At 73.4% G+C, this 13,848-nt stretch carries 8 protein-coding genes and 1 pseudogene; 4 read left to right on the top strand and 5 right to left on the bottom strand.

Going from position 1 to position 13,848, the window contains the following annotated elements:
* Window positions 1–51: 51 nt before the first annotated feature.
* Window positions 52–2,253 (bottom strand): FUSC family protein, encoded by a 2,202-nt coding sequence (locus AB0O76_RS21705; RefSeq protein WP_365493566.1) that lies wholly within the window; start codon window positions 2,251–2,253, stop codon window positions 52–54.
* 139 nt (window positions 2,254–2,392) lie between these two features.
* Complete coding sequence (locus AB0O76_RS21700) at window positions 2,393–3,565, bottom strand: DUF2786 domain-containing protein (protein ID WP_365493563.1); 1,173 nt, start codon at window positions 3,563–3,565, stop codon at window positions 2,393–2,395.
* A gap of 84 nt (window positions 3,566–3,649) precedes the next feature.
* On the opposite strand from AB0O76_RS21700, the gene AB0O76_RS21695 reads away from it, so the two are divergent.
* A complete protein-coding gene (locus AB0O76_RS21695) occupies window positions 3,650–4,474 on the top strand; it encodes an ABC transporter ATP-binding protein (RefSeq protein WP_365493560.1) in 825 nt (274 codons plus the stop codon).
* Window positions 4,471–6,849 carry an FtsX-like permease family protein gene (locus AB0O76_RS21690; protein WP_365493557.1) on the top strand — a complete coding sequence of 793 codons (2,379 nt, stop codon included), beginning with the start codon at window positions 4,471–4,473 and terminating at the stop codon, window positions 6,847–6,849. Before AB0O76_RS21695 ends, AB0O76_RS21690 begins: the two co-directional genes overlap by 4 nt.
* Before the next feature lie 251 nt (window positions 6,850–7,100).
* On the opposite strand, the gene AB0O76_RS21685 is transcribed toward AB0O76_RS21690, so the two are convergent.
* Both AB0O76_RS21685 and AB0O76_RS21680 read right to left on the bottom strand, forming a co-directional pair.
* A complete protein-coding gene (locus tag AB0O76_RS21685; protein ID WP_365493554.1) occupies window positions 7,101–7,940 on the bottom strand; it encodes a nitrilase-related carbon-nitrogen hydrolase in 840 nt (279 codons plus the stop codon).
* Window positions 7,941–8,038: 98 nt separating this feature from the next.
* Window positions 8,039–8,314 (bottom strand): annotated as a pseudogene (locus AB0O76_RS21680) (zinc-binding dehydrogenase); the annotation flags it as partial.
* Between the two features lie 296 nt (window positions 8,315–8,610).
* Between AB0O76_RS21680 and AB0O76_RS21675 the strand changes: the two are divergent.
* Window positions 8,611–8,706: a LuxR C-terminal-related transcriptional regulator gene (locus AB0O76_RS21675; RefSeq protein ID WP_365493551.1), complete on the top strand. Its 96-nt coding sequence runs from the start codon at window positions 8,611–8,613 to the stop codon at window positions 8,704–8,706.
* A gap of 126 nt (window positions 8,707–8,832) precedes the next feature.
* Complete coding sequence (locus AB0O76_RS21670) at window positions 8,833–10,551, top strand: bifunctional 3'-5' exonuclease/DNA polymerase (RefSeq protein WP_365493548.1); 1,719 nt, start codon at window positions 8,833–8,835, stop codon at window positions 10,549–10,551.
* A gap of 96 nt (window positions 10,552–10,647) precedes the next feature.
* Here the strand turns inward: AB0O76_RS21670 and AB0O76_RS21665 are convergent, their stop codons facing one another.
* Complete coding sequence (locus tag AB0O76_RS21665) at window positions 10,648–13,680, bottom strand: BTAD domain-containing putative transcriptional regulator (protein WP_365493848.1); 3,033 nt, start codon at window positions 13,678–13,680, stop codon at window positions 10,648–10,650.
* Window positions 13,681–13,848: the final 168 nt, after the last annotated feature.

Below are 13,848 nucleotides of genomic sequence, written 5' to 3'. Positions count from 1 at the left end.
CGTCCTGACTTCTCGTACGGCATCTGCCGTACGGCATCTCTCGTACGGCCGTCAGCGGGCGGCAGGGCCTTCCGGGCCCTGCCGCCCGCTGCTTTTGCTCGGGTCGGATGCCGACTCGGAGCCGTCCACCAGCATCGGGGCCGGGCTCGTGTCCAGGGCGTCGGAGACCTCTTCCAGGGTGGTGAGGAGGAGGCCCGCGCCTCTGCGCACGACCCGGTCGGGCACGCCTTCGCCGTCCCACTCCTCCAGGGCGGTGCGGACCGCCTCCCACTTCGGTACGCGGCGTTCGCGCACCGCCTTGGCGCCCTGCTCGGTCGACTTGCGCAGCGCCTTGGCCAGGCGGGCCGCCGCGGGTACGGGGGTCGCGCCGCGCTCGGGCAGATGGGCCTCCATCAGCATGGCCACGCGCCCGAGTTGGGCCAGGGCCTCCTCGGCGTCGGTGGCCGCGGCGCGGGACAGGCCCCGGTGGCGTACCGGCTCGATCTTGGCGCGGTCGGACGCCTCAAGCCAGGCGATGCGGGCGTCGCGGGCGGCGAGCAGCGCCTCGCGGACGTCGGGGCAGGACTTGCCCGCGGGGTCGGCGTAGTGGCCGACGACCGCGGCGGCGTAACGGCCGTCCGCGATCAGCCAGTCGGCGAGGCGGGTGCGCAGCCGTGGCGTCTCCCAGGCCGGGTACACGGCGTACGCGATCATCGCGAGGACGCCGCCCATGAGGGTCAGGACGACGCGTTCCGGCACCGTCTGCGTCCACTGCTCGCCGCCCATGCCGAGCAGGAACACGACGTACGCGGCGACGCAGGCCTGGGCCGCCATCTGGCCCGTGCGCATCAGCAGGTACATCATTCCGGCGCAGAGAACGGCGAGGATCGCGGAGAGTCCGGTGCCGGGGTGCGCCAGCTGGACCAGGCCGGTGGCAAGGGCGACGCCGACCAGGGTGCCGCCGAAGCGGGCGACGGCGCGTGAGTACGTCTGCGAGAAGTCGGGACGCATCACCATGACGGAGGCCATGGGGGCCCAGTAGCCGTGGCCGAAGGGGAGCCAGGTGCCAAGGAGGTAGCCGGCGGCGGCCACCGCGGTGACGCGGATCGCGTGGCGGGTGACGGGGGACTCGTGGCGGAGGTCGGCGCGCATGGCGCGCAGGGCCGCGGGGATCAGGGCGGGGAGGGTGGGGCGGAGGAGGGGGGTGTGGGGCGGTGGTTGTTCGGGGCGGGGGCCGCTTTCGGGGTCTGCGCGGGGGCCGTCCTCGGGGTCGGTGCGGGGGCCCTCCGGGGGCTTGCCCGCTGTCTCCACCACGTCGCGGAGGAGGGCCGCCAGGCGGGTGGCCGCTCTGTCGGCCGGGCCCGTGAGGATCGCTTCGGTGTCCGGGGTCTTGAGGGTGGCCAGGGCCGCGGGCGGGATGCGGACCGGTTCGCCGTGCCGGATCGCCCGCGCCGCGGCGTCGAGCACCGCGGCCGCCGCGTTCAGGAGTTCGCGTACGCGGTCCCGCTCGGGGCCCTCTTCCGGTACGCCCACGGCCGGGTCGGCCAGGGAGGCGAGCACCGGGCGGATGCGCTCGGCGATGCCTCGTGCGCCGTGGAGTTCGGCGGGGCGGGTGCGGGCCTGGCGCGGGGTGATGGTCGCCGCGTCGCGGGCCGCCATGAGGGGTTCCGGGTCGAAGTCGGCCAGCGGGTCGTGGCGCAGCCGGCGGGCGTAGTCGGCCTCCGCCGCGAGGGCGTCCGCGAGTGCGTCGCGCTGGGCGCCCCACCTGCGTACCGGAAAGAGGATCACCAGCGCGGCCTGGACCGCGCCGCCCACCACCATCATCGCGGCGTGGCCCGCCGCGGCGGCCACGGAGGTGGGCAGGGTGACCGTCACCAGCATGATCGCGACGTTGGACGAGGCGATGAGGCCGATGGTGGGTCCTGCGGCCCAGCTGAGGCCCGCGAGGAAGGTCCACAGGGAGAGGAGGGCGAGGAAGAGGAGGGTGTGGGAGCCGGTGAGGTAGCCGAGGAAGGTGGAGACGGCGAGGCTGCTGCCGGAGGCGATGGCCAGCTCGGGGCGGGGGCGCCAGCTGCGCTGGAAGGTGGCGATGGCGGCCTGATACGCACCGAAGGCTGAGCTGGCGGCTACGGCAGGCCCGAAGAGGGTGAGGCTGAGGCCGATGACTACGGCGAGGCCGGCTGCGCCGCGGAGCGCGATGAGGGGTTCGAGCCGCTTCCGCTCGACGCTGAGGCCCGAGCGGGCGGTCAATTTCAGCGCTCGGAGCCAGGTCACTCTGTGATGATACGGGGCATATAGGGCGTAGGGGACTGCGGTGGGGGCGTCTTGGGGCCCAGGGGTCGTCTGCGGGGCAATCGGGCAGGTGGGCGGCTGGGCGGGAAAGGCTTGTTCGTGCAGGCGAGGCTGCGGTGCGTTAAGGGAGGCTTCGGGCGGAGGGGGGCAGGTGGGCCTGGTCCGCTGCTGTAGTGCCTGAATGCCAGCCCTCTGCGTCGGTCGCGCCGCGGACTCTGGTGGTTGTCGTCTCGGGGAACATCCGCTCGGCGGACTCCGTGACGGCCACGTCTCGTGCCGCGAGGACCGGGAGGAGCTCGCCGGCCTCCGGGGCCTCCTCCGTGACGTGTTCGGCGGTGGCGGCCAGGCGGGCGCCGAGGCGGTGCGCGTACGCCAGAAGGAACGCCTGACGGAACGTCTTCGTACGCTTTCGGCCGCCTGCGCGCTGGCCGGCCTCCGCCTTCGCCATCGCCGTGGTTCCTTGCAGGAGGAGCGATGTGTGGAGCAACTCCACCACCTCCAGGTCGGGCTCGAAGCCGACGACCGTGGAGAAGCCGTACGCCTCGTTCCAGACCGCCCGGCAGTGGTTCGCCGTGGCCACCGCGTCAAGGAGGATCGCCTTCGCCGTCTCGTACGGAGCGTCCACGCCGATGCGGCAGGCGCCGGGGGTGTTCTTGGCGTGGGTGCGGGACGCGAGCAGGGCCTCGTCGATGGTGTGCCTGGCCATCAGCTCCTGCGCCTTGGCCGTGAGGGCCTCCGCCTCCTCGGGGAAGCCCGTGGCCTCCGCCTTGGCGAGGAGCGCGCGGATGCGGGTGAGGATGCGGGGTTCTTCGTGGCCGGGGGGCGACGGGATGTGCAGGGGGGTGCCGGGGGCCGGGCCCACCGGCTCGATCGGGGGGAGGCGGAGGAGGAGGCGGTAGAGGGCCAGGGTCGTGGTGGCCGTGGAGAAGCGGTCGGTGGGGCGGCGGCGCGATGCCGGGTCGTCTTCCGGGGCAAGGTCGGCGAGTTGAGCCCTCCAGCGGGGCGGGAGGGTGTCGCCGTAGCGCCGGGTCTCGGCCGTGATCAGTTCGGCGGCCAGGCGGGCCTGATCGGGGTCGCTGTCGGTCTGTGCGCGTCGCACCATGCGGGCGACGTCCGCCGGCTGCCAGCCCCGCTCCCACGCCCGCCGCACCAGCTCCTCGCCCCTGCGGCGCAGCTCCGCGTCGGCCTCGGGGGCGGCCGCCAGGAGGGAGGCGCCGGTGTCGAGGCCGTCGTCGCCATCCGCGTACAGCGCTGCCGCGAGCGCCTTGTCGATCACCTCGGTCACCGGATCCATACGGCAAGGGTATGGCTGGGCCTACCCCCACAACGCCCCCCAGTGGTCGTGCCCGGGCGGCCTCCCGGCGGTTGGCTTGAGGGCATGACAACAACTGCCGTACGCCTTACGGCGGTCCGCCGCCTCTATCGCGATGTGACCGCCCTCGATGGTGTCGACCTCCAGCTGGCGAGCGGGACCTTCACCGCGATCATGGGGCCCTCCGGGTCCGGCAAGTCGACGCTGCTGCAGTGCGCCGCGGGGCTCGACCGGCCGACGTCCGGGACCGTCGAGGTGGGCGGCACCGAACTGACCGGGCTGAGCGAGCGCCGCCTGACGCTGCTGCGGCGCGACCGCATCGGCTTCGTCTTCCAGTCCTTCAACCTCCTGCCGTCGCTGACCGCCGCGCAGAACGTGGCCCTTCCACTGCGGCTCGCGGGGCGCAGGCCTTCGCGTACGGAGATCCGGGACGCGCTCGCCCGCGTCGGCCTCACCGACCGCGCCCGGCACCGGCCGGGCGAGCTGTCCGGAGGTCAGCAGCAGCGGGTCGCCCTTGCGCGTGCGCTGGTCACCCGGCCCGCCGTGCTGTTCGGGGACGAGCCGACCGGTGCGCTCGACACGACGACAAGTCGTGAAGTGCTTGTCCTGTTGCGGGCGTTGGTGGAGGGGGAAGGGCAGGGCGAAGGGCAGACGGTCGTGATGGTGACTCATGATCCGGTCGCCGCGTCGTACGCGGACCGGGTGGTGTTCCTCGTCGACGGGCGGGTCGCCGATGAGGCGGTCGCTCCGGATTCGGGGGAAGTGGCTCGGCGGATGGCTGGGCTTGAGGCCCGCAGTGGGGCCGGGGCTGGGGCTGGGCTTGAGGCCCGGCGTGGGGACGGCTTTGGGGTCGAGGGTGGCCTTCGGCCCGGGGCGGTGACTCGGTCATGATGGTTTTCGCCTTTCTGCGCGCCCGATGGGTAAGTCTCCTCGGGGCCTTTGTCGCCGTCGCGCTCGGCGTCTCGCTCATCGCCGCCATGGGGCTCGGTCTTGCGTCCACGCTGAGCGCGCCGGAGCGCGAACCCGTGCGGTTCGCGAGATCGCCCGTGGTCGTCATGGGGCACGACCGGCTGACCGTACCGGTCGAGCGGGGGCCGAACATCGGGTACGTATCGAAGCCGCTCGCTCATCCACACCCTGTGGATATCGAACTTCTGCGCGAGCTGCGTCGGCTCGGTCCTGTGCGGACGGACGGTTCGAAGCGGGACGCCGTGGGTGTGGACGCGGCGGCGGCGGATGTGCGTGAGGTGGTCGGGAAGCGGGCCCGTGTTCTCACCGGGGATGAGCGGCGGCTCGCCGATCCCGGGACGGCACGGGAAGCCGAGGCGCTCGTGGCCGTGAACTCCTTCCTGGGAACGGCCGGCGGGGTGTCCGCGTTCGTGTCCGTCTTCGTCACCGCGTCCACGTTCGCCTTCGTGGTGGCGCTGCGGCGGCGGGAGTTGGGGCTGCTGCGGATGGCCGGGGCCACGCCGGGGCAGGTGCGCAGGACGCTCCTCGGGGAGGCGCTCGCGGTGGGGGTCGTGGCCTCCGGAGTGGGGTGTGTGCTGGGGAGTTGGGGTGCGCCGGTGCTCGCCGAGCGGCTGGTGGGGGCGGAGATCGCTCCCGAGTGGTTCGGGGTGGGCGAGGCCGTCTGGCCCTACCATCTCGCCTTCTGGGTGGGCGTGTTGGTGGCCGTCTCGGGTGCGTGGATCGCGTCCCGGCGGGCCGGGCGCGTGGGGCCCGTCGAGGCGTTGCGCGACGCTTCGGTGGACAGCGGGGTCATGCCGTGGAGCCGGCGGATCGTGGGAGCGGCGCTACTGGTCACAGGCCTCGGGATGCTGGGGTGGACACTGTGGAGCGATCCGTCCGCGCTGATGAAGCGGAAGACGTACACCACGCAGCCGATGATCCTCATCACGGCAGTGGCCGCGCTGGCTCCCCTTCTCGTACGTCCCGTCGTCCGTGCCGTCCGGCTGCCCGGCGCCGTCGGCCTGCTCGTCCGGGAGAACTCCGCCGCATCGGTCCGCAGGACCGCGGCCGTCGCCGCGCCGGTGCTCGTCACCGTGGCGCTTGCCGGGTCGCTGCTCGGCTCCGCGGAGACGGCGGGGGCGGCGCGGGCCGCGGAGGTGCGGGAGCGCACGGGTGCGGCGTTTGTGGTAACTGGCAATAATTTGAGGCCTGTTGGGCGCGTGGAGGGGGCCACCGTGGCCGCGTCGTCGGCGACTGCGGTGTACGTACGGGAAGGGGGCAGCGCGCTCATCCGGTCGGAGGCGCGGGCACTCGACGATCCCGCGGCATTCGCCTCGGTGTCCCGGCTGCCGGTGGTGGACGGGGACGTACGCGATCTCGACGACCGGTCGATCGTCGTCAACGAGGAGTGGGAGCGGCGGCGGGTTGGCGAGTGGGTCGATGTCTGGTTGGGGGACGGGCGGGCGGCTCGGTTGCGGATTGTGGCGGTGCTTGAGCGGGGGACCGGGGATAACGGGGCTTATGTCACTTCGGCTAATGCGGGGGGTGGTGTGGGGGGCGGGGCGGGGGCTGGTGCGGGAGTTGGCGCGGGCGTAGGGGCCGGTGCAAGGGCTCGCGCAGGGGATGGCGCTAGGGCTGGCGCGGGGGCCGGTGCGGGAATTGGCGCGGGCGTAGGGGCCGGTGCAAGGGCTGGCGCGGGAGTTGATGCAGGGGCCGGTGCGGGAGTAGGCGCGGGCGTAGGGGCCGGTGCAAGGGCTGGCGCGGGAATTGGTGCAGGGGCCGGTGCGCGGGCCGGTGTTGAGGTCGATCGGGTGGATGTGGGGCTGCGGGCGGGGTCGGGGGTGGACCGGGGGGAGGTTGGTGCCGCGCTTCGGGAGCGGGTCGGGGACGGTGGGGTGGTGCGGTCCGGTGAGCAGTGGCTCGACGACACTCATCCGGCCACCAAGGCCCAGACTCGGCTCGGGCTGCTGACGCTGCTCGGTATCGCCCTGGTCTACACGGCGATCTCCCTCGCGGGCACGCTGCTGATGGCCACGTCCGTGCGGGGGCCGGAGCTGCGGGCGCTGCGGATGGCGGGGGCCACGGGGCGGCAGGTGCGGATGGTCATCGCCGGGGAGACGCTGTTGGCCGTGGCGGTGGGAACGGTGCTTGGCGTGGGCGTGACGCTGGTCAATCTGGGCGGCTTGAGCGCGGGTCTTGCACGGTTGTCGGCGCCGGCGGGGGTGGTGGTGCCGTGGGGCGCGGTGGGGGTGTGTGCGGTTGCCTGTGCGGTGGTTGGCGTGGGAGCGGTGCAGGCCGGCGGCCTCGGGCGGCGTTAGGCCGGGCGCTGCCTCGCTGCTGGAAGGGCCGGGGCCGAACCCCGGCTGGAGGTGGGGCGGCCGGTGCAGGCCTGCGGCCCCGGGCAGAGTTAGGCCAGGCGCCGCCTCGCTACCGGAAAGGCCGGAGCCGGACCCCGGCTGGGGGGCCGGGGCCGAACCCCACCTGGGGCGGGGCGGCGTCAGGCCGGGCGCCGCCTCGCCGCCGGAGGGGGCAGGGGCCGGACCCCGGCTGGAGGCGCCGACGCCAGGAGTCAGCTGTCGCCGCCCTCGTCGATCAGGCGGCGTACCTCCCGGTCGATCAGGCCCAGGCGTGCCTCCGCGACCAGAGGGACCGCCCGCCGGTGCCGGCGGGACTCGTGGACGTCGATGTCGACCGTCACCAGCGCCGGCTCCCACTTCGGCGCCTGCGCGACCACCGAACCCCGCGGGTCCACCACCCGCGAACCGCCCCAGAAGGACGCCCCGTTCTCGTTCCCGACACGGTTCACGAAGACCACCCAGCACTGCAGCATGCGGGCCGTGTAGGAGAGGAGCGTGTCCCAGTACAGACCCGTGTCCATCGCCTCGGGATCGAGGCTTGCCGCGCTGTTCGTGGGGACGATGATGACCTCCGCCCCGTCCTGCACCGCCAGCCAGGGGAGTACTGGCTGCCAGGCGTCGTTGCAGACGAGGGTCGCGGCGCGGCCGTGCCCGCCGGGCAGGTCGTACGCGCGCAGATGCTGGCCGGGGCTCACATGCTTGCGTTCCTCCCACGCCAGGTAGTTGGGGAGGTGCAACTTCCGGTGGGTGTGGAGGAGTTGGCCGCTCGCGTAGTACGCAGACGTGTTGTACGCCCGCAGGCTCGTGTGCTCGTGGATGCCGACCATGACGTCAGGGCCGAGCGTCGACAGTTCCAGGAGGCGGGGGTCCTTCGCGTCCAGGGACGTGTCGCGGTGCAGTCCGCCCAAGTGGTAGCCGTGCAGGCTCAGCTCGGGGAAGACGACGAGATCCGCGCCCTGCGCCGCCGACTGGCCGATCTGGTCCCGCGCCACCGCGAGGTTCTCGTCCACCTCGCCGAGGGCACAGTCGGTCTGCGCAAGGGCCACTCTCATGGCTCCGAGCCTCGCAGCGCCGGACGCCCCCCGCATGTCGGGGACGCCCGGCCGTGGCGCCCCGCACCCGCCTCAGCCCTCGCCCTCAGCCCTCGCCCTCAGCCCTCCGTGACCAGTACCAACTTGCCCCGCACATGGCCCGTCTCGCTCGTCTCCTGCGCCTTGGCCGCCGCGCCGAGCGGGAACACCTCCGCGACTGGCACCCGCAGCTCGCCCTCGCCCGCCAGCCGCGCGTGCCGGGCGAGCGCGAGCGCCGGGTCGGCTTCGGAGCCCCGCGAGAAGGGGACACCGTGCTTCGCCGCGTCCGGGTCCGCGATGGTGACGATCCTGTCGGCCGTACCGCCGCGCAGCTCGACGGAGACCGGCAGCGCGCCGTTCCACCTGTCCGAAAGGCCGGCCGTGCGGTTTGTATTCCGTCGTACGCCGCCTCAATGGACCAGGACCAGATGCGGGACCCTGAATCCCTTCTCGGCGTCGCCGCCGACGTCAGCCCGACGGACCTCGAACCGCTGGCCGAGCGGGTACCGGACCTCCACGTGGGCTGGCAGCTCGCCGAGTCCACCCTGTGGGTCACCGTCAGGGACGACGGCCCCGGCTCGCTCTCGTACTGCTCGCTGGGGCACCGCCGACGGCGGATCCGCTGAGCGCCCTCGGCACACGGGAGCTGGAGGTGCTAGGACATCTGGCCCGGGACCACCGCAACCGCGCGATCGCCCGGGAGCTGCACATCAGCGAGTCGACGGTGAAGTTCCACGCGGTGGCGTGAGGGGGTGCTGAGTCATCTCGGAGCAACGGGTGGGCGGGCGGGAAAGGCTTGTTCGGCGACCGACGCTGCGGGGCGACCGCAAAAGGCCCCCGGCCAGTGTCAGTGGTGGCTGGCACACTCGGCGATGTGATCAAAAGGTGGGCCATCGCAGCCACCGAGACCGGCGGAGCCACCCTCGCGCCCCTCGGGGACGACGGGCTGCCCGCAGGCCCCGTCCAGGAGGAGCCGGACCTCGCGAGGGCCGTCCGCGACCGCCCCCACGTGACCCGCTGGGTCTGGCGCTCCACCGCCGAGATCTACCCCCGCCTCCTGGCCACCGGCACCCGCGCCACCCGTTGCTACGACATCGAGGACGCCGAGCAGCTCCTGCTCGGTCACGAGGGCCGCCTCGGCGAACCCCGCTCGGCAGCCGCCGCCTGGGCCCGGCTGCACAACGCCCCGGTGCCGACCGACCCTCCCGCCAGAGCCGCCGAGCCCGGAGCCCAGGACTCCCTCTTCGAGCACTCCCCGGTGACCGCCCTCCCCTTCGAGGCCCTCCTCGATGTGTACGCGGAGCAGCAGCGAAGACACGAGGCCGCCGAGCACCCCGGCCGGATGCGGCTGCTCACCGCTGCCGAGTCGGCGGGCATGCTCGTGGCCGCCGAGATGAACGTCGCGGGCCTCCCCTGGCGCGCCGACGTCCACCACGCCCTGCTCACCGAACTCCTCGGCGAGCGGTACGCGGGCGGCGGGCGGAACGCGGGAGCCGCCGAGCCGCGCCGCCTGGCCGAGCTCGCCGACGAGGTCTCCGCCGCCTTCGGCCGCCGCGTACGCCCCGATCTGCCCGCCGACGTCATCAAGGCCTTCGCACAGGCCGGCATCAAGGTGAAGTCCACCCGGCGCTGGGAGCTCGAAGAGATCGCGCACCCCGCCGTGAAGCCACTCATCCAGTACAAGAAGCTGTACCGGATCTGGACCGCACACGGCTGGAGCTGGCTTCAGGACTGGGTGCGCGACGGCCGCTTCCGCCCCGAGTACACACCGGGCGGCACCGTCAGCGGCCGCTGGACCACGAACGGCGGCGGCGCCCTGCAGATCCCCAAGGTCATCCGGCGCGCGGTCGTCGCCGACCCAGGCTGGCGGCTCGTCGTCGCCGACGCCGACCAGATGGAGCCGCGAGTCCTCGCCGCGATCTCGCGCGACCGTGGCCTGATGGAGGTGGCGGGCAGCGACGAGGACCTCTACACCCGCCTCTCCGACCGCGCGTTCGCCGGCGACCGCGACCACGCCAAGCTGGCACTCCTCGGCGCCGTCTACGGCCAGACCTCCGGCGACGGCCTGAAGAACCTGGCGGCGCTGCGCCGCAGATTCCCCGCCGCCGTCGCGTACGTCGACGATGCGGCGAAGGCCGGTGAGGAAGGCAGGCTCGTACGGACCTGGCTGGGCAGGACGAGCCCGCCGGCGGCCGGCGCGGGCGACTTCGACGAGGCGGGCCTCCCGCAGGCGGCGGACGAGGCCGAACAACCAGCCCAGGACGGCGAGTTCACGCCCGGCTACGCCTCGACGAACGCCCGCGCCCGCGGCCGCTTCACCCGCAACTTCGTCGTCCAGGGCAGCGCGGCCGACTGGGCGCTCCTGATGCTGGCCGCGCTGCGCCAGGCCGTCACCGCGTCCGGGCTCCGCGCCGAGCTGGTCTTCTTCCAGCACGACGAGGTGATCGTGCACTGCCCCGAGCAGGAGGCCGCCGCGGTCGTGACGGCGATCCGGGAGGCCGGGGAGCTCGCGGGACGCATCGCTTTCGGCGAGACGCCGGTGCGCTTTCCGTTCACCACGGCCGTGGTGGAGTGCTACGCAGACGCGAAGTAGGCCCCGTACGCATCAGGCCAAGTCCGGTACGCAACAGGCCCAGTCCCGTACGCAACAGGCCCAGTCCCGTACGCGTCCATGCACGTCACGTACGCCTCAGACCTGTTGAGGCACCGTACCCGCCAGCAGGCCCTTGAGCTCGCTCACCACCTCGCTGCTGTCCGTGCCGTCGAGCGCCGCGAGCGCCGCCTCCCATTCCGCGTACGCCTCTTCGACGTGCCCGTCGGCGTACAGCAGAAGTCCGCGCTGATGGCGGGCGAGCCCCGCCCGATGCTCGTCGGCCCGTGCTTCCGCGCGGTCCAGGAGGTCCTCGCACTCACGCGCCGCGTCGCACGTGCGGGACAGCTCGCGCAGGGCCCGCACCGTTCCGAGGCGCACCCGGGACTCGTTGTGCCAGTCCTCGGCCTCGTCGTGGATGCGCAGGCTCTCCTCGAAGTGCGAGAGCGCGAGGGCCGGTTCGCCCAGGGCCAGATAGGAGTAGCCGATGTCGCAGTGCGCCTCCTGCCGGACACCGTCGTGGCCCTGCGCCTCGCCGATTTCCAGGCTGCGCTGGTGACAGTCGATCGCCGCGCGCGCGTCGGTGTGCTCGTATATGTTGCCGAGGTTGCTGAGGGCGAACGCCTCGCTCAGGGGGTCGTCCAGGCTCTTGGCCAACTCCATGCTCTGCCGCAGCGCGTCCGCCGCCTCCTCGTAGCGGCCGAGGGCTTCGAGCAGCAGGCCGCGGTTGATGACGCCCCGGTGGACGCACGACACGTGGTCGAGCTCCCGCCACAGGACCAGCGCCTCGTCGATCCGCTCAAGCGCCGCGCCACTGTGCCCCGACACATAGTTGAGGCCCGCGAGGTCGGTGAGCGCCTGTGCCTCGCCCTCGCGGTCGCCGCTGCGCCGGGCCGCCGTAATGGCGAGCCGCGTCAGCAGGTCCGCCTCGGCGAGCCTGCCACGGCGTTTGAGGTACGAGAAGATGCAGCGGACAAGGACGGGGAGGAGGGCGGACGAGCGACCGTAGCGGTCGGCGACCGCGATGACGTTCGCGAGCTCCGTGTCACCCCAGGCGAAGGCCTGGTCGGTGGACATCGCCGGCACCGCACCGACCGCCCCACCTTCCGAGCTGTCCCCGGACCGGCTGTCCCCGGACCGGCTGTCCGCGCGCCCGGCGGACAGCCGGTCCGCCACGCCCCGCATCCGGTCGTCGCGGTCAAGGCCCTCCGGCATGATCGCGAGCAGGCTCTGCAGCGCCGACTCGGCGTACCAGTGCAGCGCCGCATCCGCCACCTCCGCGCCCGTCATCCCGCACCCGTTCTGGCGTGCCGCCTCCCTCGCGAAGTCGCGTACGAGATCGTGCGGGGCGTACCGGCCGTAGGCCGTCTCGTCGAGCAACGCGACGTCGACGAGACGGTCGAGAGCGGCCTCGGCACGCCGTTCCGCCACCCCCAACAGCCGGGCGAGGAGCGGCACTCCGTACGTCGGCAGGTCGAGCGCGCCGATCCTGGCGAGGGCCGCGGCGGCGTCCTGATCGGCCTCGCGCTCCGAGCCGCAGAGCGCGTCCAGGGCCACGGCGAGCGAGCGGCGCACGCTCAGGTCGTCGTGTTCGAGGTGGTGAAGGCGTCCGTCGCTCGCGGCGAGGAGTTCGGCGAGCGCGTCCGGGGTGAGCGCGCGGCGGGCGGCGAGCCGGGCCGCGACGATGCGCAGGGCCAGCGGCAGACGCCCGGCGAGTTCGACCAGGGGGTGCCCGGCCTCAAGACCCGCGCGCCCGGAGACGGCACGCAGCAGCGCGTCGCTGTCCCGGCCGGAGAGCGGCTCCAACGGGAAGCGGCCCGCGCCGTCGAGCGCGGCGAGCGGGGAGCGGCTGGTGACGATGACCGCGCAGCCGGACCCTGCGGGAAGGAGCGGCCGCACCTGCGCTGCGGTCGCCGCGTCGTCCAGGACCATCAGGGTCCGGGTGGGCGCGAGCAGCGAGCGGAGCAACGCCGATGCCGCGTCCGGGTGTTGAGGGCTGCGCTGCGGCTCCACGCCCAGGTCGCGAAGGAGCGCGGCGAGCGCCTGGTCCGGGGTGAGGGGCGTCATGCCGGGCGTCGCACCGTGCAGGTTGACGTAGAGCTGCCCGTCCGGGAAGCGCTCGCGCAGCCCGTGCGCCACATGCAGGGCGAGCGCGCTCTTGCCGACACCGGCCATGCCGGAGACGACGGCGACAGGGGGCGTGCCCTCTTCGTCGCCATCTCCTCCTGCGAGCAGTCGAGAAAGGGCGTACGTCACATCGGTACGGCCCGTGAAGTGCGGCGGGGAAGGCGGAAGTTGAGCGGGCGCGGGCGCCGCAGCGGCGGCGGCGGACGGAGCTTCGGTCACGGCGGGTTCGGGCTCGGCGTCCCCCGGCACGGTGGACCCCACCGGCTCCTGCAGGACCACCCGGTGCGCCTCGCGCACCGCGGCCCCCGGCTCCACACCGAGCTCCTCGACCAGCCTGCGCCGCAGCTCCCGGTGCACGGCAAGCGCCTCCGCCTGCCGCCCTGCACGGTGCAGGACCAGCATCAACTGCCGGTGGAAGGCCTCCCGCAGGGGGTACTCGGCGACCAGCTCGGCCAGCTTCGGCACGAGCCCGCCGCTGCTACCCAGGGCGATCTCCGCGTCGTAGCGCAGTTCGAGGGCGAGCAGCCGCGCCTCTTCGAGCCGTGGCACGAGCGCGTGGCCCGCGGCGTCCGGAGGCAGGCCGTCCAGCGGGGTGCCGCGCCACAGGGCGAGCGCGTCGGACGCGGCCTCCGCACAGGCGTCCCAGTCACGCTCCGCGTGCGCCGACCGGGCCCGCGACACGAGCTGCTCGAAGACACGTACGTCGAGTTCGCCGTCGGCCACCCGCAGCCGGTAGCCCGGGGGCACCGCCCGCAGCCGGTCCGGGGCGTCGAGCAGCCGGCGCAGACGCGTGACGTGGTTCTGCAGCGAGGCGTGCGCGGAAGCGGGCGGGTGACCGCCCCACAAGGCGTCCTTGAGGGCGTCCACGGAGACGACCCTGCCCGGTTCGAGGAGGAGTGCAGCAAGGAGAGCGCGCCCCTTGGCGCTCTGGACGGGCTGCGGCTCACCGTCCGCGTCGTACACGGCGGGTGCGCCAAGGAGCCCGAACCGCAACTCACTCCGCATGCCCACGCCATCTCCCGCCAACCGTTGGCCTCATGTTAGCGATCGGTTGGCGGGCCCTGATGGAATCCATGCATCGGAACCGGCCACGGCGGTGCTCGCGCGGATCGCGCAGCTCGGGGGAGTGACGCCGCCGCGGTCGGGTCCGATCACTTTCCGCCGGGAGCGGTC

Origin of the sequence: Streptomyces sp. NPDC086554, assembly GCF_040686095.1 — a bacterium.
Taxonomy (GTDB): Bacteria; Actinomycetota; Actinomycetes; order Streptomycetales; family Streptomycetaceae; genus Streptomyces.
Note: the sequence above shows the minus strand (reverse complement) of the source record. Positions and strands in the feature narration are given on the sequence as shown.

Excerpts from the sequence above, each read along its gene's own strand:
- AB0O76_RS21695 (WP_365493560.1), top strand. The coding sequence starts at position 3,650 with ATGACAACAACTGCCGTACGCCTTACGGCGGTCCGCCGCCTCTATCGC.
- AB0O76_RS21700 (WP_365493563.1), bottom strand. The coding sequence starts at position 3,565 with ATGGATCCGGTGACCGAGGTGATCGACAAGGCGCTCGCGGCAGCGCTG.
- AB0O76_RS21690 (WP_365493557.1), top strand. The coding sequence starts at position 4,471 with ATGATGGTTTTCGCCTTTCTGCGCGCCCGATGGGTAAGTCTCCTCGGG.
- AB0O76_RS21665 (WP_365493848.1), bottom strand. The coding sequence starts at position 13,680 with ATGCGGAGTGAGTTGCGGTTCGGGCTCCTTGGCGCACCCGCCGTGTAC.
- AB0O76_RS21685 (WP_365493554.1), bottom strand. The coding sequence starts at position 7,940 with ATGAGAGTGGCCCTTGCGCAGACCGACTGTGCCCTCGGCGAGGTGGAC.